This is a genomic window from Nocardia sp. N2S4-5 (assembly GCF_044628355.1).
Taxonomy (GTDB): Bacteria; Actinomycetota; Actinomycetes; order Mycobacteriales; family Mycobacteriaceae; genus Nocardia; species Nocardia wallacei_B.
The window spans coordinates 6,364,107-6,390,213 of sequence record NZ_JBIUPM010000001.1; the positions used below are offsets into that span (position 1 = coordinate 6,364,107).

Annotated in this window: 26 protein-coding genes and 2 pseudogenes; 17 read left to right on the forward strand and 11 right to left on the reverse strand. The window is 69.4% G+C overall.

Translation table 11 applies throughout. The features are described from left to right. Positions 1 to 2 precede the first annotated feature (2 nt). A complete protein-coding gene (locus tag ACFMRZ_RS29365) occupies positions 3 to 866 on the reverse strand; it encodes an MlaE family ABC transporter permease (RefSeq protein ID WP_400181554.1) in 864 nt (287 codons plus the stop codon). Next, positions 866 to 1,696, reverse strand: coding sequence for an MlaE family ABC transporter permease (locus ACFMRZ_RS29370; RefSeq protein ID WP_400181555.1), 831 nt, complete (start codon positions 1,694 to 1,696; stop codon positions 866 to 868). Before ACFMRZ_RS29370 ends, ACFMRZ_RS29365 begins: the two co-directional genes overlap by 1 nt. A 219-nt stretch (positions 1,697 to 1,915) precedes the next feature. Between ACFMRZ_RS29370 and ACFMRZ_RS29375 the strand changes: the two genes are divergently transcribed. From ACFMRZ_RS29375 to ACFMRZ_RS29385, 3 genes and pseudogenes are all read left to right on the forward strand, one after another. Next, positions 1,916 to 2,374, forward strand: coding sequence for a MarR family winged helix-turn-helix transcriptional regulator (locus ACFMRZ_RS29375; RefSeq protein WP_280365278.1), 459 nt, complete (start codon positions 1,916 to 1,918; stop codon positions 2,372 to 2,374). 286 nt (positions 2,375 to 2,660) lie between these two features. After that, positions 2,661 to 2,981 (forward strand): annotated as a pseudogene (locus ACFMRZ_RS29380) (CocE/NonD family hydrolase); the annotation flags it as partial. Positions 2,982 to 2,988: 7 nt separating this feature from the next. Then, positions 2,989 to 3,726, forward strand: coding sequence for an ATP-grasp domain-containing protein (locus tag ACFMRZ_RS29385; RefSeq protein WP_400181556.1), 738 nt, complete (start codon positions 2,989 to 2,991; stop codon positions 3,724 to 3,726). 48 nt (positions 3,727 to 3,774) lie between these two features. On the opposite strand, the gene ACFMRZ_RS29390 is transcribed toward ACFMRZ_RS29385, so the two are convergent. Beyond that, positions 3,775 to 4,236, reverse strand: coding sequence for an SRPBCC family protein (locus ACFMRZ_RS29390; RefSeq protein ID WP_280277033.1), 462 nt, complete (start codon positions 4,234 to 4,236; stop codon positions 3,775 to 3,777). Between the two features lie 198 nt (positions 4,237 to 4,434). Here ACFMRZ_RS29390 and ACFMRZ_RS29395 point away from each other — a divergent pair, with 198 nt between their 5' ends. The 3 genes and pseudogenes from ACFMRZ_RS29395 to ACFMRZ_RS29405 all read left to right on the forward strand — a co-directional run bounded on the left by ACFMRZ_RS29395 (position 4,435) and on the right by ACFMRZ_RS29405 (position 6,561). After that, positions 4,435 to 5,637: an alcohol dehydrogenase catalytic domain-containing protein gene (locus ACFMRZ_RS29395; protein WP_400181557.1), complete on the forward strand. Its 1,203-nt coding sequence runs from the start codon at positions 4,435 to 4,437 to the stop codon at positions 5,635 to 5,637. A gap of 100 nt (positions 5,638 to 5,737) precedes the next feature. Next, a pseudogene (locus ACFMRZ_RS29400) lies at positions 5,738 to 6,259 on the forward strand (sigma-70 family RNA polymerase sigma factor); the annotation flags it as partial. Positions 6,260 to 6,453: 194 nt separating this feature from the next. Beyond that, positions 6,454 to 6,561, forward strand: a complete 108-nt coding sequence (locus ACFMRZ_RS29405) for a hypothetical protein (RefSeq protein ID WP_400183001.1) — start codon at positions 6,454 to 6,456, stop codon at positions 6,559 to 6,561. Positions 6,562 to 6,579: 18 nt separating this feature from the next. Here ACFMRZ_RS29405 and ACFMRZ_RS29410 read toward each other — a convergent pair whose 3' ends face one another. Then, positions 6,580 to 7,422: a PucR family transcriptional regulator gene (locus tag ACFMRZ_RS29410; RefSeq protein ID WP_400181558.1), complete on the reverse strand. Its 843-nt coding sequence runs from the start codon at positions 7,420 to 7,422 to the stop codon at positions 6,580 to 6,582. Between the two features lie 92 nt (positions 7,423 to 7,514). On the opposite strand from ACFMRZ_RS29410, the gene ACFMRZ_RS29415 reads away from it, so the two are divergent. The 5 genes from ACFMRZ_RS29415 to ACFMRZ_RS29435 all read left to right on the forward strand — a co-directional run bounded on the left by ACFMRZ_RS29415 (position 7,515) and on the right by ACFMRZ_RS29435 (position 12,859). Next, positions 7,515 to 8,156 (forward strand): TetR family transcriptional regulator, encoded by a 642-nt coding sequence (locus tag ACFMRZ_RS29415; protein ID WP_400181559.1) that lies wholly within the window; start codon positions 7,515 to 7,517, stop codon positions 8,154 to 8,156. Between the two features lie 312 nt (positions 8,157 to 8,468). Next, positions 8,469 to 10,880, forward strand: coding sequence for a hypothetical protein (locus tag ACFMRZ_RS29420; RefSeq protein WP_400181560.1), 2,412 nt, complete (start codon positions 8,469 to 8,471; stop codon positions 10,878 to 10,880). Positions 10,881 to 10,920: 40 nt separating this feature from the next. Then, the gene (locus ACFMRZ_RS29425) at positions 10,921 to 11,619 is read left to right on the forward strand and encodes a hypothetical protein (RefSeq protein ID WP_400181561.1); all 699 of its coding nucleotides are present in this window, start codon (positions 10,921 to 10,923) and stop codon (positions 11,617 to 11,619) included. A gap of 105 nt (positions 11,620 to 11,724) precedes the next feature. Then, positions 11,725 to 11,982 (forward strand): hypothetical protein, encoded by a 258-nt coding sequence (locus ACFMRZ_RS29430; protein ID WP_400181562.1) that lies wholly within the window; start codon positions 11,725 to 11,727, stop codon positions 11,980 to 11,982. A gap of 205 nt (positions 11,983 to 12,187) precedes the next feature. Beyond that, the gene (locus tag ACFMRZ_RS29435; RefSeq protein WP_400181563.1) at positions 12,188 to 12,859 is read left to right on the forward strand and encodes a hypothetical protein; all 672 of its coding nucleotides are present in this window, start codon (positions 12,188 to 12,190) and stop codon (positions 12,857 to 12,859) included. A gap of 100 nt (positions 12,860 to 12,959) precedes the next feature. Here the strand turns inward: ACFMRZ_RS29435 and ACFMRZ_RS29440 are convergent, their stop codons facing one another. Further along, entirely contained in the window at positions 12,960 to 13,778 is an 819-nt protein-coding gene (locus ACFMRZ_RS29440) for an alpha/beta fold hydrolase (RefSeq protein ID WP_400181564.1), read from the reverse strand. A gap of 24 nt (positions 13,779 to 13,802) precedes the next feature. Then, positions 13,803 to 14,717 (reverse strand): zinc-binding dehydrogenase, encoded by a 915-nt coding sequence (locus ACFMRZ_RS29445; protein ID WP_400181565.1) that lies wholly within the window; start codon positions 14,715 to 14,717, stop codon positions 13,803 to 13,805. A 99-nt stretch (positions 14,718 to 14,816) separates the two neighbouring features. Between ACFMRZ_RS29445 and ACFMRZ_RS29450 the strand changes: the two genes are divergently transcribed. From ACFMRZ_RS29450 to ACFMRZ_RS29460, 3 genes are all read left to right on the forward strand, one after another. Continuing rightward, a complete protein-coding gene (locus tag ACFMRZ_RS29450; protein WP_400181566.1) occupies positions 14,817 to 15,518 on the forward strand; it encodes a response regulator in 702 nt (233 codons plus the stop codon). Positions 15,519 to 15,571: 53 nt separating this feature from the next. Continuing rightward, on the forward strand, positions 15,572 to 16,594 hold the full coding sequence (locus ACFMRZ_RS29455) for an ATP-binding protein (RefSeq protein ID WP_400183002.1): 1,023 nt from the start codon (positions 15,572 to 15,574) through the stop codon (positions 16,592 to 16,594). Positions 16,595 to 17,403: 809 nt separating this feature from the next. Then, positions 17,404 to 18,789, forward strand: coding sequence for a DUF4153 domain-containing protein (locus ACFMRZ_RS29460; RefSeq protein ID WP_400181567.1), 1,386 nt, complete (start codon positions 17,404 to 17,406; stop codon positions 18,787 to 18,789). Positions 18,790 to 18,803: 14 nt separating this feature from the next. On the opposite strand, the gene ACFMRZ_RS29465 is transcribed toward ACFMRZ_RS29460, so the two are convergent. Further along, positions 18,804 to 19,505, reverse strand: coding sequence for an IclR family transcriptional regulator (locus ACFMRZ_RS29465; RefSeq protein ID WP_400181568.1), 702 nt, complete (start codon positions 19,503 to 19,505; stop codon positions 18,804 to 18,806). Positions 19,506 to 19,604: 99 nt separating this feature from the next. Between ACFMRZ_RS29465 and ACFMRZ_RS29470 the strand changes: the two genes are divergently transcribed. Genes ACFMRZ_RS29470 through ACFMRZ_RS29480 form a run of 3 tightly spaced genes read left to right on the forward strand, consistent with a single transcriptional unit; the run spans position 19,605 to position 22,693 of the window. After that, on the forward strand, positions 19,605 to 20,798 hold the full coding sequence (locus ACFMRZ_RS29470) for a homogentisate 1,2-dioxygenase (protein ID WP_400181569.1): 1,194 nt from the start codon (positions 19,605 to 19,607) through the stop codon (positions 20,796 to 20,798). Beyond that, entirely contained in the window at positions 20,795 to 22,018 is a 1,224-nt protein-coding gene (locus ACFMRZ_RS29475; RefSeq protein ID WP_400181570.1) for a fumarylacetoacetate hydrolase family protein, read from the forward strand. The genes ACFMRZ_RS29470 and ACFMRZ_RS29475 overlap by 4 nt, the downstream gene beginning before the upstream one ends. Positions 22,019 to 22,042: 24 nt before the next feature. Continuing rightward, positions 22,043 to 22,693: a nitroreductase family protein gene (locus tag ACFMRZ_RS29480; RefSeq protein WP_400183003.1), complete on the forward strand. Its 651-nt coding sequence runs from the start codon at positions 22,043 to 22,045 to the stop codon at positions 22,691 to 22,693. A gap of 8 nt (positions 22,694 to 22,701) precedes the next feature. Here the strand turns inward: ACFMRZ_RS29480 and ACFMRZ_RS29485 are convergent, their stop codons facing one another. The 4 genes from ACFMRZ_RS29485 to ACFMRZ_RS29500 form a co-directional block, all read right to left on the reverse strand. Further along, on the reverse strand, positions 22,702 to 22,899 hold the full coding sequence (locus ACFMRZ_RS29485; protein ID WP_280277016.1) for a hypothetical protein: 198 nt from the start codon (positions 22,897 to 22,899) through the stop codon (positions 22,702 to 22,704). Between the two features lie 188 nt (positions 22,900 to 23,087). Then, a complete protein-coding gene (locus tag ACFMRZ_RS29490; protein ID WP_400181571.1) occupies positions 23,088 to 24,359 on the reverse strand; it encodes an MFS transporter in 1,272 nt (423 codons plus the stop codon). Next, entirely contained in the window at positions 24,356 to 25,483 is a 1,128-nt protein-coding gene (locus tag ACFMRZ_RS29495) for a PLP-dependent cysteine synthase family protein (protein ID WP_400181572.1), read from the reverse strand. The genes ACFMRZ_RS29490 and ACFMRZ_RS29495 overlap by 4 nt, the downstream gene beginning before the upstream one ends. Positions 25,484 to 25,584: 101 nt before the next feature. After that, positions 25,585 to 26,034, reverse strand: a complete 450-nt coding sequence (locus tag ACFMRZ_RS29500; protein WP_400181573.1) for a hypothetical protein — start codon at positions 26,032 to 26,034, stop codon at positions 25,585 to 25,587. Positions 26,035 to 26,107: the final 73 nt, after the last annotated feature.

Sequence of the window (26,107 nt, forward strand, 5' to 3'; positions counted from 1 at the left end):
GGTCACCCGGTGAACGTGATGGGGGACTGGAAGCCCCACAGGACGATGGTGGCGAACATGTCGAGCGCGATGATCGACACCAGGCTGGCGCGGATCGCGCGGCCGGAACCGATGCCGACGCCCTCGGGGCCGCCCGTCGCGAAATAGCCCTGGTAGCAATGGATCAGCACGACGGCGATGGCGAAGATCATCACCTTGACCGTCGCGGCGATCACGTCCCAGCCCAGCACGAACTGGTCGAAGTAGTGGTCGTAGGTGCCGGTGGGGGTGCCGTGGATGGTCGTCACGATCACCTCGCAGGACAGGTAGCTGAGGATCAGCGCCACCACGAAAGCCGGTGCGACCGCGACGATTCCGGCGACGACCCGGGTCGTCACGACGAACGGCACCGACCGGATGCCGAGCGATTCGAGGGCGTCGATCTCCTCGGAGATGCGCATGGAGCCGATCTCGGCCGTCATTCGGCACCCGGCCTGCGCGGCGAATCCCACCCCCGCCGCGATCGGCGCCAGTTCCCGGGTGACGCCGAAGGCCGAGATGAGGCCGCTGAGCTGTCCGAGCGAGAGCAGATTGAGCGCGCTGTAGGCCTCGATGCCGATGGACGCGCCCATCGCCGCGCCCAGCAGCAGCATCAGCGGCACCACCCCGCCGCCGATGATGACCGAGCCGCGGCCCCAGGTCATGTCGGTGATCACCGTGATCGTCTCGCGCCGGTACCGCCGCAGCGTGTAGGGCAGCGAAGCGAAGACCTGCCAGCCGAACCCGATCGCGAAGCCGATCGACTCGATCGGGCCCAGCGGATGTATCCGGCCGCGCAACCGGTTGGCCCACCGCAGTCCGGCCGGCAGGTACGGCGTCGCGGTCATCACGCCATCCTCACCGGGATGAACATGGTGACCACCTGAGTGATCGCGGTGTTGAGGACGGTGACGGCGGCGATCGACATGACGACCGCGGCGTTGACCCCGTCGGCCACGCCGCGCGGGCCACCCTTGGCCTCGAGCCCGCGCTGGCAGGCGATGACGACGACCAGGAAGCCGAACACGAACGACTTGAGCACCGCCACCCAGAGATTGATCGGAGTGGTGAACGAGCCGAACGAATCCCAGTAGCTGCCCGGGGTCACATCCAGCGCGGTGACCGCGACCGCGAATCCGGAGGCGATGCCGACGACGATGATCAGGCTGGTGAGCATCGGCGCCACCAGCATCATGGCGGCGATGCGCGGAACCACCAGGCGCTGCACCGGATCGACGCCCATGACCCGCATGGCGTCGACCTCCTCCCGGATGGTGCGGGCGCCGAGGTCGGCCGCGATGGCCGCCGAGCCCGCGCCGCCGAGCAGCATCGCGGCCGCCATCGGCGCCCCCTGCTTGATCACCCCCAGCCCGCCGGCCGCGCCGATCATCGAATCCGCGCCGAGCTGCGACACGATATTGCCGACCTGGGCCGAGACGATGACGCCGAACGGGATGGCCATCAGAATGCTGGGGATCGCGGTGACCTTGATCAGAAACCAGGCCTGCGCGAGCGTCTCGTGGACCTGGAAGCGCAGCCGCACCACGTCCAGCACGCCGATGCGCAGCGCCTGCGCGCCCATGTGGATCGCCCGTCCGAGCGTGGCGAGGCTGGACAGCACCGTCTCGGAGAAATTGCGGCGGAGTGCCGTGCGAATGGCCAGGTCTGTCGTCGACACCGAACCTCCTTGTTCGACGAAAGTGCCGCATTACGCGGGCCGATTGTTCAGAGTTCGGCACCGCTTATTCTTCGTCTGCCGAGGCTGGGTGCGCTATTACTGATGCGTTCGGGACCGAGAATCGGATGGTGGTCGCTTGTTAAGCAACTTAACAGGCAAGGTACACTCGGCGTTCCGGGCTGTCAACGACTTCGACGGAAATACCAGGAGAGGTGCGCCGTGGCCGAAAGCGATGCCGACATCGCGCGGGAGATCGCCGTCGGCCTCCTGCGTGTCGTCAACAAAATCAACCAGGGCCGCAGGACGCCGCGCCGTTATGGCGAGGGGCCGCCGCTGACCATGTTGGAGGCCGAGATGTGCTTTCTGATCTCGCATCATTCCGGCATTACCGGCAGCGAGCTCGCGCAGCGCCTCGGCGTCACGCGTTCGGCGATGTCGCAGAACATTGCAAAGCTGAAGCAAAAAGGTCTTGTTTCCGAATTGCCGGATCCCTCCGATAGCAAGCGTAAGAAACTTTTCGTCACCGCGCCGGGGCAGCGGGCGGCGGCTGTGGCCGACGACTACGGCCGCCGGATGGCCGCCGAACTCTTCCGCACCTCGCGGGCGGAACTGGACAGCTACCTGCGGCTGGTCACGAAGTGGGAGAACTTTCTCGATTCCGCGCGCGACACCTGGTGAGCCGTCGCCACCGACCCGGCGGGCAGCCGCGTCGGCAGTTGTGGACACACTCTCGGACATGTGTCTGGATACTATTTCAGTCGAGGGTCCAGGGCAAGCGTTTTCGGCGATGACCGGCAGGTCGACTCCTCTCCGGGACCGTCCGTGGCCCGTCGCACCGTGTAGTCGAGGTGCAAACGGGTAGCGCTGCCAATGCGGTCGCGGACGGCGAGAGAAAGGACCTGGCATGCGGACGGTGACCTCGTTTCCCCAGCAGATCACCGTGGCGGAACACGTGTGGATCCCGATGTCGGACGGCACCCGGCTGGCGGCGAAGATCTGGCGGCCGACCGCCGCCGACGACGAGCCCGTGCCCGGGATTCTGGAATACATTCCCTATCGCAAGCGGGATCTCACCGCGGTGCGGGATTCGATCCACCATCCCTATCTGGCCGGGCACGGTTACGCCTGTGTCCGGGTCGATCTGCGTGGTACCGGAGAATCGGAGGGCATCCTCGCCGATGAATATCTCGAGCAGGAACATCTCGATGCCGAAGATGTCCTGAAATGGATGGCCGAACAGCCTTGGTGCAATGGGAAAATCGGCATGATGGGAATTTCCTGGGGCGGATTCAATGCGCTCCAAATTGCCGCCGGAAATCGCGGGGATCGGCGGGCAGGCGTGCCTGGCCGAGGAGGCGCTCACTGGGGTGCAGGCGGCGACCGAAGGGTATGTGTACCAGGGCAAGGTCACCGTCAACGGCGCGCTCGACTCCATCAATTACCCCGATACGTCGAGTTTCCTGCGCCATCAGTATCCGTCCCAGCTGCCGCGCGAGATCGTCGCCCGGATGACCGACATCTCCGAGCGGGTGATCAAGCAGGTGGGCCTGACGAATTCGACGTTCAGCATCGAGTTCTTCTGCGATCTGGATACCGGGCGGGTCTCGGTGCTGGAGATCAACGCGCGGCACTCGCAATCGCACGCGGACATGTTCATGGCCGTGGACGGCATTCCCAATCACCACTGCATGGTCCGGTTGGGTCTGGGCATGGACCCGAGCCTGCCCCGCAACGAGGGACCGTACGACATCGCCGCCAAGTGGTACTACCGCCGATTCTCCGACGCCGTCGTCACCCGGGTGCCGACCGACGCCGAGATCGAGGCGCTGCAGAACGAGATACCCGGCGTCACAATCGAAGTCGTCGCCACCGAGGGCGCCCGGCTATCGGATGCGCCCGCCCAGGACAGCTACAGTTTCGAACTGGCGGACATCTTCATCGGCGCGGACAGCGAAGCCGAGATGACCCGCAAATACGAGCGCTGCGTCGAAGCCCTGCGTTTCGAATTCGACGAGGAGGAACAGGGCTGAGGGCAAGGCCCCCACGGGATTCCGTGGGGGCCTCACTGTACTTCCGGGTCAGGGTTGCGAGCGGGGGACGTCGCCACGCCACTGCCCGGTCTCCGCCCCGCGCTGCTCGATGAAGTTCTTGAAGCGCTTCAGGTCGCCGTGCACCCGGCGATCGATCACGCCGAGTTTGTCGCCGACGTTCTCCACGAACCCGTCGGGATCGATGTCCATCTGCGCGGTGACGCGGGTGGTGTTCGGGTCGAGGCGGTGGAAGGTGACCACACCGGCATGCGTCGGCCCGGAATCCGAATGCCACGCGATCCGCTCGTCGGGATGCTGTTCGCTGATGGTGGCGTCGAATTCCCGGGTGGCCGGGCCGACCTGCACCTTCCAGTGCGTATGTGTGTCGTCGCGCTGCTCGATCCGTTCGACGCCCTCCATGAACTCGGGGAACGTCTCGAACTGGGTCCACTGGTCGTAGGCGGTCCGGATCGGGACTTCGACGTCCACGGCGGCTGTCACGGTACCCATGATTGCTCTCCTTCGTGTTCGGGCGCCTCGGCGGCCGTGTGGCTCGGCGAGCGCTCCGGCTCGACGAGGTGGCGCGGTTGCGACCACGTCTGCGGCACTACCCGGCTGTCGCCGGGGTATGCGGGCCGTTCCGCAGTTTGCGCGGCCCGGAGGCGGGTAGCGCGGGAAGGACTCGAACGATCTCGGTGAGGAGCGCAGATGAGAGCCGTGACCTGGCAGGGACGCCGCAATGTCGCCGTAGAGAACGTGCCCGATCCCCGTATCGAGCAGCCCACGGACGCGATCGTGGAGGTCACCTCGACCGCGATCTGCGGGTCCGATCTGCACCTGTACGAGGTGCTGGGCGCCTACATGAGCCCGGGCGACGTGCTCGGCCACGAACCGATCGGGGTGGTGGTCGAGACGGGCCCGGAGGTCACCACCCTCGCCGTGGGCGATCGCGTGGTGGTCCCGTTCCAGATCAGCTGTGGCGATTGCGCGATGTGCACGACCGGACTGCCCACCCAGTGCGAGACCACCCAGGTGCGCGAACAGGGCTCCGGCGCCGCCTTATTCGGTTACTCGAAGCTGTACGGGCAGGTGCCCGGCGGGCAGGCCCAGTACCTGCGGGTGCCGCATGCCGATGCCACGCACATCAAGGTGCCGCACGGCCCCGACGACACCCGGTTCCTGTATCTGTCCGACGTGCTGCCGACGGCGTGGCAGGCGGTGGAGTACGCGGGGGTCTCGGCCGGTGATTCGCTCACCGTGCTGGGCCTCGGCCCGATCGGCGATATGGCCTGCCGCGTCGCGGCGCATCGCGGTGTGCGGGTGATCGGGGTCGACCGCGTGCCCGAGCGGCTGGCGCGGGTGGCCGGGCGCGGGATCGAGGTGGTCGACATGGAACGGGTGCACGACTCCCTCGGCGAGGTGATCCGCGATCGCACCGACGGGCGCGGCACCGACGCGGTGATCGACGCCGTCGGCATGGAGGCGCACGGGTCGCCGATCTCGTCGCTGGCCCAGCGCGCCGCGGCGTTCGTGCCGGACGCGGTGGCGCAGAAGATGATGGACACGGCCGGGATCGACCGGCTCGCCGCGCTGCGCAGCGCAATCGACATCGTGCGCCGCGGCGGGACCATCTCGCTGGTCGGCGTGTACGGCGGCATGGTGGACCCGCTGCCGATGCGCGTGCTGTTCGACAAGCAGATCCAGTTGCGGATGGGCCAGGCGAACGTCACCCGCTGGGCGCCCGACATCATGCCGCTGCTGGCCGACGGCGATCCGCTGGGCGTGGAAGGCTTTGCCACCCACCGGCTTCCGCTGTCCGCCGCGCCGGACGCCTACCGCATGTTCCAGCAGAAGTCCGATGGCGCGGTCAAGATCGTGCTCGATCCCGTCGGCACGCCTGTGGTGGCCTGACGCGGTCCCGCGCGGCGATTTATTTTCAGCTCGTCGAGACCGGGTAGCCGACGTAGTGCGTCCGATGTCCGTCCGCATAGATTGGGAGAGAAGTTCGGCCATGCCCACCGACACGCGCACGTCCCCGTCCTCGACCGCCCGGCGCTCCCGCCGCGGCACCGACAGCTACGACGGCCTCGAGCCCCTGTTCGCCGAACTCGCCACTCTCGATCCGGGCGACCCGCGCCACCAACGCCTGCGCGAGGACATCATCGCCCGCGCCCTGCCGCTGGCCGACCACATCGCCCGCCGCTTCACCGGCCGTGGTCTGGACTACGACGACCTTTTGCAGGTCGCCCGCGTCGGCCTGCTCGCCGCCGTCAACCGCTTCGATCCCGGCCACGGCGCCAGCTTTCTCGGTTTCGCCGTGCCCACCATCATGGGCGAGGTCCGCCGCCACTTCCGCGATCACGGCTGGGCGCTGCGCGTGCCGCGCGCGCTCAAGGAACTCCGCCAGCGCATCGCCGCCCTCACGCCCGACCTCGCCCAGCAACTGGGCCGCATGCCCACCGCCACCGACCTCGCCGACGCGCTCGGCGCCGACCGCGAGGATGTCACCCAGGCCCTCGTCGCCGCCGACAGCTACCGCACCGAATCCCTCGACACCCCCATCGACACCGGCGACGGCCAGACCACCCTGACCGACCATCTCGGCACGACCGATCCCTGCTACACCCTGCTCGAGGACGCCATCACCATTCGCCCCCTCATCGCCGCGCTGCCCGCGACCGCGACATCCTCATCCAGCGCTTCTTCGCCGGCCGCAGCCAGACCGAAATCGGACGCCACTACGGCGTCTCCCAGATGCAGATCCATCGCACCCTCAAACGCATCCTCACCACCCTGCGCGAACAAGCGCTCACCGAACCGCCACGGGCCGCCTGACCGAGTCGGCGCCCGGAGTCAGGTGGGTTGCGGTTGCCGCCGGATCGGCTGCCCGGTCCCGTCGGCGACCGGGCCCGCGCCGGTGGTGTAGGTGTGAGCGATCAACGCCGACTGCAGGTACCACAGGCCGACCGGTTCGGTCGGGTCGATCCCGGTGAGTTCCTTGATGCGCCGGAGTCGGTAGTCGACGGTGTTGGTGTGGACGTGCATCGCGCGTGCCGTCGCCCGCCGGGTGAAGTTGTCGCTGACCCGGCGGCGCAGCAGTTCGAGCAGATCGTCGTGTGCCAGCAGGGGATGCAGCAGCGACCGCAGGTATTCGTTGGCGGGGCCGGGACGGGTGATCTGGTATTCGAGAGCGAGATCGTCGAACTCGTAGAGACGGGGGGCGTAGCCGAGTCGGCGGACGATATCGAGCAGATCGTGGGCGAGGTCGGTGGCCTCCGGCAGTCCCGGCACGGTCGCGGAGACGACGGTCGCGGCCAGCGGGCCGTGCGCGACCCGCCCCGCGAAGGCGAACAGGTCCCGCACCGACCGGTCGGCGGCGTCGGCCTCGGCGAGCAGCAGCGTGCCGCCGCCCGCGCCGAGCAGTGGCAGCACGCGCTCGCCGTAGACCGAGGCCAGCGCCGTTCGGAGCCGGTCGGCCCCCTGGTCCGTCTCGAGCGCCAGCACCGCGTACCGACCGGCGACCGGCACCCCCGCGGTGTGCGCGATCGCCCCCGGATTGCCGCCGCTCGCCAGCACGAAGCCCAGTGCCGTTGCGGCACCGGCTCCTTCCCTGGACGCGGCACGCAGCAGGCGCAGCAGCGACGCTACGTCGGGCACTCCGGCCTCGGCTGTGCTGCGGGATCTGCGACCCTTCACCGGCTCATCTCACGTTCGATAACCAGGCTCTCAAATCTGAGAGTCCCATTGAGAGTAATTCGATTATCCGGTTCTCATACTACGCTGGCTTCGTGAGTGAAGAGCGAGAATCGGATACCGCAGCGCGGATCCTCGCTCAGGTGGTGCGGTCACTGGAGCGTGGCGGGTACGACAGCGTCTACGTGCAAGAGGTCGCGCGTGGCGCGCGGGTCTCGCTCACCACGGTGTACAAGCTTTTCGGCACCCGCGACGAACTGATCGTCGCCGCGATGGAGCGCTGGATGGCGCAGTGCAGCTATACCGCGCCGCCCCCGCCGCCGGGCGAGACGCTGCGGGAAGGGCTGATGCGGCTGTTGCGCGGCGTGTTCGAGCCCTGGGAGCGCAGCCCGCAGATGCTGAAGGCGTACCACCGCGCGCTCTGCGGACCGGGCGGGCATCGGCTCGACATCCAGGGTCGTGCCGCCGTGCGTGAGACCGCGACCGCCGTCCTCGCCGCGGCGGACCCGGGGTACCGCGACGACCTCGACCGCATTCTCGTGAATCTCAGCTACGGGCTCATCAGCCGCTATGCCGCCGGCGCACTGGATATCGCCGAGATCATGCCCACGCTCGAGCGCGCGGTGCACCGTCTCACCGCGGACAACGAACTCGCGGCCGATGTCGCCCGTCCGCGCGGCGTCGCCACGGAGGACACCGCCTCCGGGACGCAGTGCCGCGCGCGAAATCGGCTCTGAGTCTGCGGGTTCCGCGTTCTGTCCGGCACGCGTAACCGAGATACCCTCTGCGCCAGGCTTGATCGCTGTTCCGGTTCGCGCAGTGGCCGCAATCACAGTCGCCGGATGGGTGGCGACATGACCTCAGCGCCCTCGCCATCGGGCTGAAAATCCCTGGTGCACAGGCCCTTCGACGGGCCGTTCGGTGACATTCCATATTTTCGATCACGCTGGTCGCATTCCTGTCCACCCGGCGCGCGGCGGCATAACTTTGGTCGCCGGGCTCGGCTGGGGGTCCGGCGACGCCCTTTCGTCCCCCTCGACCAGGATCCGATGACCACAGTGCTGAACACGCCCAGACTCGCCCCGATCGCCGACGGTCCCGCGCGGGGTTCCGGCTGTCGGCCCTCGTGGTCCGACCGTGAGATGGCGTTCTGGGATTCCCGGAAGTGGTTGCCGCGCACGCTGTTCCGGCGCGCCCGCGACTGGATCGACGCCACCTCGAGGCGACGCCGGACGGTGTGGGTCACGGCGATCCTGGGCGTGCTGTTCGTCTTCCCGGGCGGCGTCGGCGCGGTCGCCCGCGCCCAGAGCAACGCGGCCGCCGGGGGCGCCGGGATCGACGCCCTGAACTGGATGGACATCCGGGACTCGGGCGGTATCCGGCTGACCGACTACGTCTTCGCGACCAGTCACGGCAGCCTGTTCAGCCCGCTGGAGACGGTGATCTCCGCCGTGCTCGGGCTGGAGTTCGTCGGCTACATCGTGATCGTGACCAGTGCCGTGTGGCTGATCGGTTTCGCGATCAGCTTCCGCTGGCTGGACCCGTTCGAGCGGGCGCTGACCGGTGTCGCCGACAGCGTGACCGGCCAGATCGCCACCCCGATGGTGCTGGTGACGGCGGCGGGCATCGGCGCGTTCTGCGTGGCGTGGTTCGTGCTGCGCGGCCACTACGCCAAGGCCACGGTGCAGATCGTCACCATGCTCGGAGTCGCTGTGATCGGCCCGCTGTTCCTCGCCCACCCGCTGGCGGACGTGCTGTCCTCGCACGGGCTGCTGGCGCAGGGCCGCGACGTGGGTGTGGCGGTGGCCGCCGGTCTGGGCGGCGACTCGCACCCCGACACGAACCACCTCATGACCGATATGCAGAGCGATCTGGCGGACAACTTCGCCCGGCGCCCGGTGCAGGTGTGGAACTTCGGCCACGTGATCGATCAGTCGCCGCAGTGCGCCGCCCTGTGGTCGGCCGGTGTGCGCTCCGGCGAGACGGACCGCGTGCTGAACGGCCTGCGGTCCTGCGGCGACGCGACCGCGTACGCGAAGGCCGACAACCCGAGCATGGGCCAGATCGGTTCCGGTCTCGTGCTGCTCATCTGCGCCGCGATCCTGCTGTGCTTCGGGGCGTATCTTGCGATCAAGATAATCTGGGCCGCCCTGGACGCCATCTACCACGGGTTCATGGCGCTGTTCGGTTTCGCCGCAGGGGGTTTCGTCTACGGCCCGACCCAGACGTTCCTGGCTCGCAATCTGGTCGACGGTCTCGTCTCGGGCGCCCGGATGACCGCGTACACCATCTTCCTCGCCATCTACGCGCTGTTCCTCGGCAAGCTCTTCGAGCAGGCCGGCGGGCAGGTCACGGTGGTGCTGGTGCTGGGCGCGATCGTGGAGATCATCGCCATCCTGCAGCTGAAGCGGCTCAGCGCCGGGCTCGACCGCGGCAACGAGTGGATGGCCAACCGGTTCGCGCTCGCCATGCAGGGACAGGGCGGCGGCAAGTCCGCCGAGGGCGGCACCGCGCTGGGGATGGGCACGGGCGGCGCCGCGCATTCGATGTCGCCGGGCCTGCTCGCCGGACTGACCGCGGTCAACACCGTCAACAACAACCCGATCGCGGCGGCGCTGTTCGGTTATCGCAGAAACCCTCTCGACCCGAACTCGCGGGTGCGCAACCGCGCCGAGGTCGGAATGTGGCGGACCAACGCGCTGGTGCACGAGAAGGGCTGGATGCTCAATTACTACCGGACGCGCGGTCAGATCATGGAGGCCGCCAGGTCGGCCGTGCACGAGCACGGCGGCCGCCACACCCCGCGCAGCGCCGCCGCGGCGGTCGACCGGGTGCTCAATCGCGGCGGGTCGCTCACCGACGTGGGCGCCGCGCTGACCGACGCCGGTTTCACCGACCACTCGATGATCACCGACGCCATCCGCGCCTACAACTACCGGCAGAACTTCGCGCCCAGTGTGTGGGACGGCGACAAGTACATCGGCGAGGCCGCGGCGTCACTGGCCGTGCTCAAGCTGGGCACCTCGCCGGCCAACGTGGCCCTGTTCCAGCAGACCGCGCACCGGCTCGCGAACCGCCGCTACATCGACCACGTGCACGAGAACGAACTCACCCGCGAGGAAATGGCCTACCTGCGTGACTATTTCGCCAACCCGACCCGCGACAAGATCCGCGGCATCCAGGCGCTCGCGGGCGGCAGCCGGATCACCCGGGACGCCACTGGCGCTGTGGTGCAGTCGAATCCGGACTACCCGCTGCCGGTCGAGTTCGAGGGCTGGTCGCAGGAGCGCGGTCAGCTGATGAACCGGTTCATCATGCCGCACCTCGCGCAGCAGTACCTGGGCGCCGCGCAGGCCGAGAACCTGTCCCGAGCGTCGGAGGTCCTGCAGGTCATGGCGAATTCCGAGTACTGGACCGGAAACGTCAAATTGACTCCCTCCAAGGCGATTCCGCGCTTCTGACATCGCCCCGTTCCTGCCGCAACCTCACCACGAAACGAGCATGATGGTGCAGCCGACGCCCTGGCGGGCGAACGACCTTCGACGTGAATCAACCACTGCCGCGGTCGCTCCCGACCGGTTCCAGTTCGATCTGTCCGCCCTGCGCGCGCTGCGCGGGCGGTGGGGGTATGTGAGCGCGGCGGCGGGGAGCCTGGTCACCCTGGCGCTGCTGTTCGAACCATGGCTCAGCGCTTCGGGTTTCGACGGCTCGATCGGCATCAACGCCTTCGGCCGGATGGAGATCACCACCAGCGCGCTCAACGCCTGGTCGCAATCGCCGCCCGCCGCCGTGCGGGTCACCGGCGCGTGGGGCATTCTGACCGCGGCGACCGGCATCCTGACCGTCTGCTTCGTTGTTTTCGATCTGCGGGCCCGCAGCCGCACACTGTCGCGCCTGGTGATGCTGTCCACGCTGGCGTCGGCCGGGTGGGTATTGATCACGCTGGTCTACCTGAATACCAAGGGGCCCGAAGCGAAGGCCATGGTCGGCGTGAGCCGCGATCTGGGCGGGCAACTCGGGTTGGTGATGCGCGCGTATTTCGGCAACGGAGCGTACGTGCTGCCGGGCAGCCGGGTGAGCGCGTACGCCAACGCCGGATTGACGCCGTGGGCCTGGGCGGCGGGCGCCGTCTCGCTCATCTCCGCCTGCGCCGTTGTCGCGCAATGGGTTCGCGACCACACCAAGCACACCACTACTTGATGTACCGTTATTTAACGGTACGATAGGTGGGGCTTACGGTGCGGCGGCGAACGACGGACTTCGGCGCGGCCGACGGCGGACACGCACAGCTGCGCGGGAGGCGAGATGCTCGGTCTGGAACGCCGATTCGGTCTGGAACGCCGACTGCTGCGCGTGGTCGACGAGGTGAGGGCCTTGGACGGCGCGGCGAGCGTCGAGACCGTTTGCGGCCTGCAGCACGTCCTCCACTTCCTGGACGGGGAACTCGAGGCTACGGTCTGTACGGGCGAACGCCGCCGCGAACTCGCCCGGCTGCGCCGGATCGCGGGAATCGCGCTGGCCGAGGCCTATGCCCGCGCCGTACTCGCCCGCGATTTCGGTTGAGCGTCCGCGAAGGTCGTTGACACGTAACGGGTTCCCTCGCGGTTGCTCGTGGCGGCGCCGAAGGTTGCTGCAAATTCCCAATTTTCCGGGTGTTCACACAACGGAACCACCCGGGTAACAGCACGGCCCGACTCTCCCAGGAGGCCCTTTTAGGGCCGTGCGCGCCGGACCGGCGGCGCAGGTACTGAAGAAAGCACTGAATCACATGAAGTTTCGGAAGTTCGCAGCCACGTCCGTGCTCGTCGTCGGGGCGCTGACCGCCGCCACGGGTGCGGTGCACGCCGCTCCGGCCGCCGCCGAGCAGAGCGACGCCGCCGTTATCCATTGGGACGCCGACGTTGTCGGTAAATCGGTCGTCGTCACCACCGACGCGGGCTTCCTCGAGGCTCGGGACAACCAGTTCGTGGTGCGGGACGCTGCGGGCACGGTGCTGGGGGGTCTACCGCTTGCCTATCAGATGAACGGGCTCGAGTTCCCGGTGTCGGCGGCCATCAACGGCAACACCGCGACACTCACCCCCAGCACCGACCCGGCCACCGCGCACCCGGTCGACATGCCGCAGTCCATCGACGCTCAGGCCGACTTCAACTCGGCGCTGTCGACCGCTGCCACCGCGTTCGGCCTGGCCACGGGTGTCGGCACGATGATCGGTGGCCTTGTCGGCCTGGTCGGCGGATGTGTGCTGGGTGCGCTGACCGTCGGCGCGCTCACGGCTCCGATCTTCTTCGCCGGTGCGCCCGGCGGGTGCATCGCGGGCGCCAGCGTCGGTGTCGCGCTGGGTGCGGCCGCGGGATCGCTCATCGTCGGTGTCCCCGTCGGCATCGCCGCCGCGGTGCAGTTCTTCCAGACGATCAATACGCCCGCACCGGCCAACTGACCGTACGCGCGAGCCGGGCGGGGCGTCACATCGACGCCTCGCCCGGCTTCGTGCATTGTGGCCGGAATATGGCCGCCCCGAACATGTTTCGTCGTGCGTATCAGTGCCCGTGCTCGGCGAGGAACCGATCGACCAAGTCGTTGACGACCTCGGGAACCTCGGCGGCGACCAAGTGCGCGGCATCGTCGAGCACGATCAGTTCGGCGGTGGGAATGGCGCGGGCCATTGCCTCGAGTTCGGGCAGCGGGAAGGTGTCGTCCTCCCGCCCCGCGACGACCAGCGCCGGACATTCGATGGAGCCGAACAGTTCTCGCTGGTCGGGGCGGCGCATCACGACCGACCGCACCGCGTAGACCACCGAGGCCACGTCGTTGTCGATGGCGGCGGCGCGGACCCGCCGCACCACCTCCGGGCGGGTGCCGCGACTGGTGGGTCCCAGAAAGGCGCGCAGCACAGCCACCGTGAGCGGCGGCCGGATGCCGCGCAGCAGCTTCGCGATCGCGAGCAGCGCGCCGTACTCCGCCCGCTGCCGCCGCGAGGCGGGCGAGGCCGTCCCATTCATCAGCACCACGCTGTGCACGCGGTCGGGGTACGTCGCGGCGAAGGTGCCGCCGATCATCGCGCCCCACGAGTTGCCGAGGAAATGGGCGCGCGCCTCACCCAGCCGGTCGAGGACCGCCACGACGCAGCGCGCGCATTCGTCGAAGTCGAATTCCCGGTCCAGCGACTGGGATCGGCCGTGCCCCGGCGGATCGATCACGATGGTGCGATAGCGCCGGGCGAAATGCTCGACCTGCGGCTGCCACAGGTTCGCGTCCATCAGCAGGCTCGGCCACATCACCAGTGCCGCACCGGAACCCGTCACGGTGACCCGCAGGCGACCGAGTTCGGTGTCGACGTCGATGTCGGTGGATTCCAAGGCTGACCCCTTACGCTGTCGTCTTCATATATCCAGGACCACCTTGCCGTTCACCTTGCGGCCGAGCAGCAGTTCGGCGGCGTCGCCCGCCTGTGCCCAGTCGCCGCGCCAGCCTACCTGCGGGTCGAGCCGGCCGGCGGCCACGAGTGCGGCCAGGTAGGCCAGGTCCGGGCCGAAGCCGGGACCGACCCCGAACGCTTCGATCCGGGCGCCGGGGTTGGTCACCCGGGCCTGCTCGAAGTCGATCGTGGTCGGCGCCATCGACGCCTTGCCGACGCTCAGGGCGAGGCCGTCCGGGGCCAGCAGCGCGTAGGCGTCGGCCAGCAGCGGGCCGCCGACATTGTCGATCACCCCGTGCACCGGCTCTCGTATGTCCGCCAGTCCGCCCGAAACCACCTCGGCCGCACCGGATTCGGTGAGTCCCGCGCCGCGCTCCGGTCGTCCGACCGCCGCGACCACGTGCGCTCCGGCCAGCGCGCCGAGTTGGACCGCGAAGCGCCCGACCCCGCCGGACGCGCCGGTGATCAGTACCCGACGTCCGACGAGCGGGCCCAGCCTGCGCAGCGCACGCAACGCGGTCACACCGGCCACGGGCAACGCTGCGGCGGCGCCGAGGTCGACCGCGTCCGGCACCACCGCCAGCTCGCCGGTGTCCACCGCGCGCAACTCGGCCCAGCCACCCCGCCAGCCGAAGGTCACGACCCGCTGCCCGACCGCCGGGCCGCTGCCGTCGGCGGCCGCGGCGACCACGACTCCCGCGGCGTCCCAGCCGGCCACCTCGCCGGGAGCGTAGTTCTTGCCCAGATACGTGACCTCACCGAAGTTGAGCGATGTCGCCGCGATTCGCACCAGCGCCTGCCCGGGTCCGGGCGTCGGATCGGGGGCTTCGCCGAGTCGCAGACCGTGCTTCGCGTCCGGGTCGTACACCAAAGCTTTCATGGCTCCAGCAACTTCCGGCGCGGGTGCGGCATTCCGTGCACACGAAATCTCCACACTTGATACCGGTTCTCTCCACAGCGGGTGGTTAGGGTCCCCGATATGGAACAGAACGTACCGGCCGGGGGAGCGACGGCGCGCCGGATTCTGGTCGTGGACGACGAGATCACGATCGCGGAATCGGTGGCGGCGCGGCTGCGGGCCGAGGGGTTCACCGTCGAGACGGCGCACGACGGTCCCGGCGCGGTCGCCGCGGCCGAGACGCTGGAGCCGGATCTGGTGGTGCTCGACGTCATGCTGCCCGGCTTCGACGGGCTGGAGGTCTGCCGGCGGATCCAGGCCGCCCGGCCGGTTCCGGTGCTGATGCTCACCGCGCGCGCCGACGAGACCGACCAGCTCATCGGGCTCGGCGTCGGCGCCGACGACTATCTGACCAAACCGTTTTCACTACGCGTACTCACCGCCCGGGTGCACGCGCTGCTGCGCCGGGTCGACCGCGCGGGCGCCGGGGACGGCGCCCGGATCGTGGTCGGGGACTTGCGGATCGACGCCGATCAGCGCCGGGTCTGGCGCGCGGGGGTGGAGGCCAAGCTGACACCGCTGGAGTTCGATCTGCTCGCCCGGCTGGCCCGGCGTCCGCGCGTGGTGCATCCGCGCGAACGGCTCCTCGAGGAGGTGTGGGACTGGGCGGATGCGGCGGGCACCCGCGCCGTCGACAGTCATATCAAGGCGTTGCGCCGCAAGCTGGGCGCCGATCTCATTCGCACGGTGCACGGTGTCGGCTACGCCTTGGAGGCGCGGTGATCGAGCATGACGTCCCGCGGGCCGACCCCGCCGTGAGCAGACTGCGGGGCGCGCTGGACCGGGTGGCGGAGACGCTGCCGCGTCCCCTGGACCGGATCCGGTCCGTCAAGCTCAAGCTGGCCGTGCTGATGATCTTCGCGGGCGGGCTCGCCTTCGGCTACTTCCGGTTGCGGATCGGCTGGCTGCCGCCGTTGACCACGCTGTCCGCGATGGTGATCGCGATGGTGACCTCGCAATTCCTGGCGCACGGCATCACCAAGCCGCTGCGTGAGATGACCGCGGCCGCACAGCGAATGGCCCACGGCGACTACACGAATCGGGTGCGGGCGTCCTCGCGGGACGAGGTCGGGCAACTGGCCGAGGCGTTCAACCGGATGGCCGCCGACCTCGCCGCCGCCGACCGGCAGCGCCGCGAACTGATCGCCAATGTCTCGCACGAACTGCGCACGCCGATCACCGCGCTGAACGTCGTGCTGGAGAACCTGGTCGACGGGGTGTCCGAGCCCGACCCGAAAACCCTGAAAACCGCGCTGGCACAGACCGAACGGCTCGGCCGGCTCGTCTCCGAACTGCTCGACATCTCCAGCATCGAGGCGGGCGCGATGCCGCTGGATCGTGAAGAGATCGACGTCGCAACGCTTTTCGCGGAGGTGGTGGCCGAGGGCGAGGTCATGGCCGCGGTCCTCGGGCGGGGCATCCGTTTCCACAGCGAGGTGCGGCCCGCCGCGGCCACGGTGTACGCCGACCGGGCCCGGCTGCATCAAGTGCTGCTGAATCTGCTGGAGAATGCCGCCCGGCACGGTCCGGCGGGCGGCGAGGTCCGCATCCGGGCCCACACCGCGGGCGGCGATCTCGTCATCGATGTCGAGGACGACGGCCCGGGCATACCGCCCGCCGAACGCGCCCGCGTCTTCGACCGCTTCACCCGCGGCGGCCGCACCGACGGCGGCGGCACGGGCCTCGGCCTCGCCATCGCCCGCTGGGTGGTCGACCTGCACCGCGGCACCATCGCCGTGACCGATCCCGGTTCCCGTATCCGCGTGACACTTCCGGCCACGGCGCCGCCGAGCCACTAAACACTCCCGCCACCCACACCCCGGCCCGCCGATCGGCTCCCGGGGCGATAACGCACACCCTCAGGAGAACAGCCATGCCCGAACAACCCGCCCACGACGAAAAGCCTTCGACACCAAGGGAAGACGAGGCACCGAAAGCCCCGGAGCCGCCCGGCGCACCTGCCGAGGGCGCCGACGACACCACGACCGGTCCCCCGAAAGAGTCCGGCCCCCAGCCCCACTCACCATGGGACGAACTGCTGTGGCGAGCACATGAAAAGACTTCCACCGTGCCCGATGCTCCCGGCCCCGGCCCCGGTGCTGGCCCCGGCCCCGGTGCTGGCACCGGCACCAGTGCGGGCGCGGGCTCCGGCGCTGGTTCTGGCACCGGCACCGGCTCTGACACGGGCTCCGGCGTTGACACTGGCTCCAGCGACGCTACGACCAGGGCATCGAAAGAGTCCGGCACCCAGCCCTTCTCGCCCTGGGACGAACTGCTGTGGCGAGCACCTGAAAAGACTTCCACCATGCCTGATGCCACTGCCACTGGCACTGCCACTGGCACTGGCACTGGCACCGGCGCTGGCACCGGCGCTGGCAGCGGCAGCGGCAGCGGTGCTGACACCGGCTTCGGTGCGGGCGCGGGTACCGGCGCTGGTTCTGGCACTGGCACCGACTCTGACGGTGGTTTCGGCTCCGGCGTTGGCACCGGCTCCGGCGTTGATGCCGGCGCTGGCTCCGGGGGCCGTGGCCCGTTGTCCAGTCGGACCGGGCTGCCGACGTTTCCTATGCATCCTCCACAGCCGGTTGCCCCGCCGCGTTGGCGGCGGGTGACCTGTCCGTCCGGCGTGCTGCCCGCTGCGGGCGTCGCGGGACTGGTTGCGGCGCTGACGGTTCCGGTGGACCGGCCCGGAATCGGCTGGCTGCTGGCGGGTTCGGCGTCTGTGGCCGCGGTGATCGTGGTCGACCGCCGCGCCCGGGGAGCGGCCGGGGCGGTGGCGGGGCGCGGCTGGGAACGTATCTGGTGGACCGGTGTGGCGCTGGCGCTGCTGGCCGTCGGCGTCGTGCGCGCGGCGGAGTGGTTGTTCGTGCTGTGCGCCGTGGCGGCGGCCGTGGCCGGGTCACTGGCGGTGATCGGGCGGCGGTCGGTCCACGGTGTGCTCTATGACGCCATCGCCGTGCCGCTGTCCTCGTTCGGCGCTCTCGCCTGGGTATATACGGCGTTGGGCCGAGCCCGCGAAGGGGTCGGAACCCGCCATCGGCGTCTCGGCGTCTCGGTCGTCGCGACCGTGGCGTTGCTACTGGTGTTCGTGCCCCTGCTGGGCAGCGCCGACGCCACCTTCGGCGCCCTCGTCGTCGGGCTGGTGCCGAACCTGGACGGCGATTCCGTCGCGCGCTGGCTCGTCGTGTTCGCGGTGGCGGGCACCGCCGCCGTCAGCGCCATGTACCTGCTCGCCGGACCGCCGCCCGCTGCCGAAGAGCGCCAAGGGGTTTCGGGCCGGACGTTGAGCCGGACCGAGTGGGGCCTGCCGGTCGGCGCGCTGACGGTGGTGTTCGCGGTGTTCGTCGCGACGCAGCTGGTGGCCCTGTTCGGTGGCGACGGCTACGTACAGCGCACCGCCGGGCTGACCTATGCCGAATACGCGCGCAGCGGCTTCTGGCAGCTGTCCGCGGTCACCGTGCTCACCCTCGCGGTCGTTCTGGCCGTACTGCGCTGGGCGGCAAAGGATTCCACCGCGGACCGCCGCTGGCTACGGGTGCTGCTGTGCGCGATCAGCGGCCTCACCCTGGTGATCCTCGCGTCCGCGCTCGGCCGCATGTGGACCTATCAGCAGGCCTACGGCTTCACCGTGCTGCGGCTGCTGGTCGAGACCTGCGAACTCTGGCTCGGCGTCGTATACGTGCTGGTGGTGGTCGCCATCATGCGGCTCGAACTGACCTGGCTGCCCCGCGCCGCCGTCGGAACCGCGACGGCCGCCCTGCTCGCGCTCGCCGCGCTGAACCCGGAGGCCCTCATCGCCGACCGGAATATCGATCGCTGGCAGCACGGCAAGAACTTCGACACCGACTACCTGGCAGAACTCTCCCTCGATGTCCTCCCCGCCGCCGACCGCCTACCCGACCCGCTCCGCACCCAGCTGCGCGACCGCCTGCTCCACCGCGCCGGCGAGGACACCTGGAACAGCTGGAACCTGTCCCGCGCGAACGCCCGGTGATCTGACCGCGGGCCTCATTGCCGCCCTGACGGTTCGGGATTCGGGACGTGGGCGCTGATCTCCCGGACCGCGTCGAGCAGCGGTTGGCGGGCGGCATCGATGACGGGTTGCCGGTTGGTGACGATATTGACCGCCGCGGGCCGACCCCAGCCGGGCAGCGGGGCGGCGATGGCGTGGGCGCCGAAATTGAGTTCGCCGTGGGTGACGAGATAGCCGTCGGCGCGCGCCGCGGCGACCCGGTCGGGTTCGCCCGGTCGCGGCGGCCCGGCGGCCAGCGCCGCCACCCCGCCCGCACCGCGGTCGAGGGGATCGCGGTTGCCGAGGCGGTAGGAGAAGCGCGGCCCGTCGCTCGGCGGTTCGGCGACCAGCGTGGTGACCGCGAACCCGTCGACCACCTCCACCAGCGACGCGGTGGCGTCCACGGTCCGCGCGAGGCGTCGGAGAACGGGCTCGGCCACCTCGCACAACTGCGGCCGCGACAGACCCAGCAGTTCGGCGACCGCCGGGCCGACCCGGTACGCACCGCCCTCTGCCCGCCGCGCGAAACCGGTGCGCTGCAACGACACCAGCAGCCGGGTGGTGATCGACCGGTGCAACCCGCAGGCCGCCGCGACCTGCGCGGTGGTCAGGCCCTCGGGGTGGCGGCTCAACTCGACCAGGACGGCCAGTCCCCGCTCGAGTGTCTGCGCACCGTCGTTCGGTTCCGTCCGTGTCACGGCTGCCACTGCCTCGGGATTGACATGCCTCAGACTGTAGCGGAGCATGGGCGATAATAGGACGCTCAATAACCGTTTATCGGACATCGAGGATTGGGTATGGCGTACTACCGACGTGTGGGCGAGGTGCCGGATACCCGGCACACCCAGTTCCGTGACGATGCGGGCCGGTTCCGGTACGAGGAACTGATGGGGGAGGAGGGCTTCTCCGCGGACTCCTCGCTGCTGTATCACCGCACGATCCCCTCGGCGATCATCGGCAGTGAGATCTGGGACCTGCCGGACCAGTCGACCGTGCCGAACCATCCACTCACACCGCGCCACCTGCGGCTGCACGACCTGTTCGGCGACGCCGTGGCCGGGATCGACGCCGTGACCGGGCGGCGGCTGGTGCTGGGCAACGGCGACGTGCGCATCGCCTACGTGGTGGCCGCGGCGGCATCGCCGTACTACCGCAACGCGGTCGGCGACGAATGCGTGTATGTCGAGGCGGGCCGTGGCGTCGTCGAGACGGTCCTCGGCGTATTGCCCTACCGCACAGGCGATTTCGTCGTCATTCCGCGAGCAACCACCCATCGCTGGGTACCAGAGGGGCCGAGCCGGTTGTACGCCGTGGAGGCCAACGGTCATATCGCCCCGCCCAAGCGCTACCTGTCGCGCTTCGGCCAGTTCCTCGAGCACGCGCCCTATTGCGAGCGTGACCTGCACGGCCCCGGGCAACCGCTGCTCGCCGCGGGCACGGAGGTCGAGGTACTGGTGAAGCATCGCGCGGGCGCGAGCATCGTCGGCACGCGATTCGTCTACGCCGACCACCCGTTCGACGTGGTGGGCTGGGGCGGCTGCCTGTACCCGTACACGTTCAACGTCGAGGACTTCATGCCGATCACCGGCAAGGTCCACCAGCCGCCGCCGGTGCACCAGGTCTTCGAGGGCGACAACTTCGTCATCTGCAATTTCGTGCCGCGCGAGGTGGATTACCACCCGCTGTCGGTACCGGTGCCGTACTACCACTCCAATGTCGACTCCGACGAGGTGATGTTCTATGTCGCAGGCGATTACGCCGCGCGCAAGGGCTCCGGTATCGGGATCGGCTCGGTGTCGTTGCATCCGGGCGGGCTCGCGCACGGACCGCAACCCGGCGCGGTAGAGGCGTCGCTCGGCGTGCGGAGTGTCGACGAACTGGCGGTGATGGTGGACACCTTCCGGCCGCTGGAACTCGGCGAGGGCGGGACGGCCACGGACGACGGCAAGTACGCCTGGGTCTGGGCGAACCGACCGGAGACTATCGGATGACCGCCGCAAAACAGCTGGGCGCCAACGGTTTCGAAAGCACCCATCTGCCGTACGGCTCGTACTCGACAGCGGCGGACGGGCCGCGGCTCGGCGTCCGGCTCGGTGACCACGTGCTGAACGTCGCCGCGCTGCTCCGGCACGCGGGCGCGGCGGACGACGACATCGCGGCCGTCGAGACCGCGAACCTCGACATCCTGCTCATCCGGGACCGGGCTACCTGGGATCGGGTGCGCGCGAGCATCATTCGCGCGGTGGACAGCCCGGACGCAGCCGAAAGTATTGTGTCCGAGTCGATTCCGCTGGTCGACTGCACGCTGCACCTGCCTTTCACCGTCGCCGACTACGTGGACTTCTACGGCAACGAGTTCCATGCGTCCAACGTGGGGCGGATCTTCCGTCCCGGGCAGCCGCCCCTGACGCCGAACTGGAAGCACCTGCCCATCGGTTATCACGGGCGAGCGGGCACGATCGTCCCCAGCGGCACGGCCATCCGGCGGCCCAAGGGGTTGCGACCCGAGCCTGAGGGCCCGCCCACCTTCGGCCCGAGCCGCCGTCTCGACATCGAGGCCGAGGTCGGGTTCGTCCTCGGATCCCCGGTGCCGCACGGGGAAGTCGCCCTGAGCGACGCCGACGACCACATCTTCGGCCTGGTGCTCACCAACGACTGGTCCGCCCGCGACATCCAGGCATTCGAGTACGTCCCCCTGGGACCGTTCCTCGGGAAGTCCTTCGCCACCTCGATCGCGGCGTGGGTGACCCCGCTGGCGTGCCTCGATCGAGCCCGCGTCGCACCGCCGCCGCGGGACCTGCCACCGGCCGCCTATCTGGACGACTCCTCGACTCCCGCTTGGGCTTTCGATATCGATATCGACATCGTCCTCAACGGTGAGGTGGTCTCCACCGCGCCCTATGCCTCGACGTACTGGACCCCCGCGCAGATGCTGGCCCACGCGACCGTCAACGGCGCGGCGCTGCGCGCGGGCGACTTCTTCGCCAGCGGCACCATTTCCGGCCCCGAGCGCCGCCAACGCGGCTCGTTCCTCGAAATCGCCTGGGGCGGAACAACCCCACTACCCCTCGCCGACGGCACCGAAATCACCTTCCTCCGCGACGGCGACGAGGTAACGCTGCGCGCCGCCGCCCCCGGCCCCGTCGGCACCACCATCACCTTCGGTGAATGCTCGGGGCGGGTGACGTACGGTCGAGCGGACGGATCATGAACGCGACAGGAGCCGAGTATGCCGATCGAGCTGGACCTCTCCCCGGACGAATTGCTGTCGACCACGCGGGCCGTGCGCAAACGGCTGGACCTGGATCGGAAGGTACCGCTCGAGGTCGTCCGCGAATGCATCGAGCTGGCGGTGCAGGCGCCGAGCGGGTCGAATCGGCAGGGGTGGCATTGGCTGGTCGTGACCGATGCCGAGAAGCGGCGGGCGTTGGGCGAGCTGTACCGGCGCGGGTTCGAGGAGTACGCGTCCTCGCCCGACTACCCCGGTAACCAGGCGGTCGAGGACCCCGAGGCCGATGGCGTGCGACAGCGCGTCGTGAGTTCGGCGCAGTACCTGTCCCAGCACATGGGCGAGGTTCCGGTGCTGCTGGTGCCGTGCATCTCCGGCCGCGTCGACAACGTCCCCAGCGCACGCAGCGCGTCGCACTGGGCCTCGCTGTTCCCCGCGGTGTGGAGCTTCTGCCTGGCGGCGCGCTCGCGCGGCCTCGGAACCGCCTGGACCACACTGCATTTGAAGTACGAACGCGAAGCCGCCGAACTTCTCGGCATCCCTTACGAGACGGTGGCCCAGGGCGCCCTGCTCCCCGTCGCCTACACGAAGGGCACCGAATTCAAGCCCGCTTCCCGCACCGACCTGGACGGGATCATTCACGTGGACGCCTGGTAATCCGGCGATCACGAAGACCACAGTTCGGCGAAAGGCAGATCGGCGAGCGCGTCGTCGACCTCCTCGTCGACGCGGACCTCGACGCCGTGCTGGACGAGTTCGGTCGCCAGATTGGCGGCCGCGACTCGGCTGGCACGGTAGTCGAGCACCGCCCCATTGTGCCGAAACCGCAACTGCACGTGTACCTTCCCGACCAGTTCGGTCATGACTCGACGACTCGCCGGACTCTTACCAACACCCTCACCCACGTCTGAAACGTCTTCTCTGCACGGCGTTTCGGATCCACGTACTCGGGGCTGTCGACAGTCCCCGGAATCGATCCGCGACACGCTAACCCGCCCGCGTGAACGCCACACCTCCGCCCGGTGAACGGCACGCCCGGGCAGCGCGGCGCTCACGCCCGATCGGCGCCCACCGTCGCGCCCTCTCCCGCACTCGGCGCGACGGTTCGCGACTGCCGATTCGACCCGCGCAGGGCGACCGCCGCGAGGACGCCGATCGCGCCCAGACCCGCCCATACCGCCCACCCGGCCCCGGCGTCGCGCGCGGCTCCGAGGACCGCGCCGGTGGCGAGATTGCCGACGAGGATGCCGACGCCGACGACGGTGTTGTAGAAGCCGTAGTGCGTGGCGACCAGCTTCCCGCCGGACATCGACACGACGGTGTCCATCTCGAACGGGAAGACCGCCGCCGTGCCCACCGCCAGCAGCGCCGCCGAGAGCAGCAGCGCGGCGACCGCGATCGGCGCACCGAAACGGTCCGGACCGGGCACGATCACCAGCGGGACGAACGCGGCCGCGAGGATTCCCAGCCCCGTCACGAGGCTGCGCGCGGTACCCCATCTGGCCCGGAACCAGCCGGTGATGCGCAACTGGCCCGCGACCGCGACGAGACCCGAGACGACGAACAGCGCCGATACCAGCGTCTGTGCCTGCGCGCCCGCGATGAACTCCGCCTGCAGCGGCAGCGCCAGATAGACCTGGAACGACAGCACATACGAACCGCTCATCACCGCCGCGAACCACACGAACCGGCGGTTGCCGACCACGACGCGCCACTCCGCGAGCACCGAACGCCGTTCGGCGGGCGCCTCGCCGCGGCGGGTCGGCAGCGCGAACAACTGCGCCGCGGTAAGTATCGCGAAGATCACCGCCGCCGCGCCCGCCGTGGCCCGGAAGTCCAACGCCAGCAACAACAATCCGGCGAGCGGCCCGGCCAGAATGCCCGCCTGATAGAACACATTGAACACCGCGAACGCCTCGACGCGCCGCTCACCGGCCTCCGCGGCGAGGTAGGCGCGCACCGCGGGGTTGAACAGCGCCCCGGCGAAACCCGTTGCCGCCGAGGCGATCAGCAGCCCCGGCAGCGATGTGGCGAACACCAGCAGCGCGAATCCGCCGGTGCGCAGCAGACAGCCCGCGACGATCAGCGGCTTGTAGCCCAGCCGGTCGGCCAGGGTGCCACCGATCAGGAACATGCCCTGCTGGGAGAAGTTCCGCACGCCCAGCACCAGCCCCACCGCCCAGCCCGCCAAGCCCAGCGGCCCGGCCAGATAACCGGCCAGGTACGGCATCAACATGTAGAAGCCGAGGTTGATGCCGAACTGGTTGATCATCAACAGGCGGGCGGCCGCGTCGAAGCTCCCGAATTTCGCGAAGACGGTCACGACGCCCACTCCTGGTCCCGCGGAAGGTGTTTCGGATCGATGACGGTGGTGGTCCGGGTCCAGGAGCGCACGACGCGCTCGGCCGGATGCGCGATGGTGTCCGGTTCGAGCGGTGGCGGCACGTCGAGGAGGCCGTGGGCGGCGCAGTAGGCGTCGCTGTACACGGTGTCGAAGTAGCGGTTCGGCCCGTCGGGGAAGACGGCCGCGATGCGCAGGTCGGGGTCGTGCGTGCGGGCCGCCCAGCCCGCCACTAGCCCGACCGCGCCGACGCTCCAGCCTCCGCTGGCGTGATGGGTCGCGGCCAGGGTGCGGGCCGCCCAGACCGCCTCCGCCGGTGCTACCCAGTGCACTTCGTCGAAGGCGTCGTAGTCGACGTTGGCCGGGTGGATGCTCGAGCCGAGTCCGCGCATCAGGCGAGGCCCGGCGGGCTGGCCGAAGATCGTCGAGGCGACGGTGTCCACCCCGATCAGCTTCATCTCCGGATTGAACCGGCGCAGCACCCGGGCGACCCCGGCGGAGTGCCCGCCGGTGCCGACCGCGCAGACCAGCACATCCACCACGCCCAGTTGCTCGATCAGTTCCAGCGCGAGCGACTCGTATCCCTCGACGTTGTCGGGGTTGCCGTACTGGTCCGGGGACCACGAATCCGGTTCGCGGGCAAGCAGTTCGGCGACCCGGTCGCGGCGCGCCTGCTGCCAGCCGCCGGATGATCCCGGCACGGGCACCACGTCGACCCGAGCGCCGTAGGCGGCCAGCATCCGCGCCACGATCGGTTCCAGGCCCGGGTCGGTCACCACCGTCACCGGGTGATGGGCGGCGATTCCGGCCAGCGCCAGGCCCAATCCGAGTGTGCCGCTGGTGGATTCGATGATCCGCGCGCCCGGCGCCAGATCGCCGCGCTGCTCGGCCCGGCGCACCATGTGCAGCGCGGGCCGGTCCTTCATGCCGCCGGGATTGAACCCTTCGAGCTTGGCCCAGAATCCCCGGCCCGCCGGCGCCAACGGCGCACTCACCCACAGCACCGGCGTATTGCCGACCAGCGAATGCGGATACCGGGCCGGCGCCGGTGAACCCACCAGTGCCGCCGCGGGATCGGCGAGGGTATCGAGCACGATCTTGTCCATGACCGTCGCTTTCTGTATCGAACCGCCTTCGCGGCGGCGCAGACGTGAGCAGGCAGCGGACACCGGCCGACGCACAGCGGCGTCGGCCTGGCGCTGACATGTCAGCGTCGAGCGATACAGAGCCGAGTCAGAGTGGCCCGGCCTCCGAGAGCGGGCATGCGGCCGGGCGGATCTCGCGGCCCCGCGGAGACGATGTCGTCGGAGTCCGCCACCAGGAGCACCGCGGGGGCCAGCGCGAGCAGGACCATATGCTGCGCCGGAACGCTTTCGGCGGTGCCGCGCACTACCGGCTCGGCGCGGCAGTGATCGAAGTGCAGCAGGCAGTGGCCGTCCAGCGGGCCTCCGGCCACCGTGTGGGCGTGGTCTCGCACCGGCCCGGCGGTTTCGGCGGACATCGCCGCGTGCGTATGGTGACCGGAGGCAAGGCCCCGCGCCTCCGCGCAATGCGTCATCGGCAGCGCCAGCAGCAGCGCGGTGAGCAGCGCCGCCACGTAGGCCCCACGCCGCGACCCACCGGCCGCTCGCGAGAAACCCTTGCTGCGCCACATCATTCGACCGCGACTCCCGGACATCGGTGATCGGAACCAGAGCCCCTGTTATACCCCCGCCCCGTATCCGGGCGCA

Excerpts from the sequence above, each read along its gene's own strand:
- ACFMRZ_RS29425 (WP_400181561.1), top strand. The coding sequence starts at position 10,921 with ATGATGGTGCAGCCGACGCCCTGGCGGGCGAACGACCTTCGACGTGAA.
- ACFMRZ_RS29495 (WP_400181572.1), bottom strand. The coding sequence starts at position 25,483 with ATGGACAAGATCGTGCTCGATACCCTCGCCGATCCCGCGGCGGCACTG.
- ACFMRZ_RS29385 (WP_400181556.1), top strand. The coding sequence starts at position 2,989 with ATGCGCTCCAAATTGCCGCCGGAAATCGCGGGGATCGGCGGGCAGGCG.
- ACFMRZ_RS29445 (WP_400181565.1), bottom strand. The coding sequence starts at position 14,717 with ATGAAAGCTTTGGTGTACGACCCGGACGCGAAGCACGGTCTGCGACTC.
- ACFMRZ_RS29435 (WP_400181563.1), top strand. The coding sequence starts at position 12,188 with ATGAAGTTTCGGAAGTTCGCAGCCACGTCCGTGCTCGTCGTCGGGGCG.
- ACFMRZ_RS29395 (WP_400181557.1), top strand. The coding sequence starts at position 4,435 with ATGAGAGCCGTGACCTGGCAGGGACGCCGCAATGTCGCCGTAGAGAAC.
- ACFMRZ_RS29430 (WP_400181562.1), top strand. The coding sequence starts at position 11,725 with ATGCTCGGTCTGGAACGCCGATTCGGTCTGGAACGCCGACTGCTGCGC.
- ACFMRZ_RS29485 (WP_280277016.1), bottom strand. The coding sequence starts at position 22,899 with ATGACCGAACTGGTCGGGAAGGTACACGTGCAGTTGCGGTTTCGGCAC.
- ACFMRZ_RS29365 (WP_400181554.1), bottom strand. The coding sequence starts at position 866 with ATGACCGCGACGCCGTACCTGCCGGCCGGACTGCGGTGGGCCAACCGG.
- ACFMRZ_RS29470 (WP_400181569.1), top strand. The coding sequence starts at position 19,605 with ATGGCGTACTACCGACGTGTGGGCGAGGTGCCGGATACCCGGCACACC.
- ACFMRZ_RS29390 (WP_280277033.1), bottom strand. The coding sequence starts at position 4,236 with ATGGGTACCGTGACAGCCGCCGTGGACGTCGAAGTCCCGATCCGGACC.
- ACFMRZ_RS29420 (WP_400181560.1), top strand. The coding sequence starts at position 8,469 with ATGACCACAGTGCTGAACACGCCCAGACTCGCCCCGATCGCCGACGGT.
- ACFMRZ_RS29500 (WP_400181573.1), bottom strand. The coding sequence starts at position 26,034 with ATGATGTGGCGCAGCAAGGGTTTCTCGCGAGCGGCCGGTGGGTCGCGG.
- ACFMRZ_RS29475 (WP_400181570.1), top strand. The coding sequence starts at position 20,795 with ATGACCGCCGCAAAACAGCTGGGCGCCAACGGTTTCGAAAGCACCCAT.
- ACFMRZ_RS29450 (WP_400181566.1), top strand. The coding sequence starts at position 14,817 with ATGGAACAGAACGTACCGGCCGGGGGAGCGACGGCGCGCCGGATTCTG.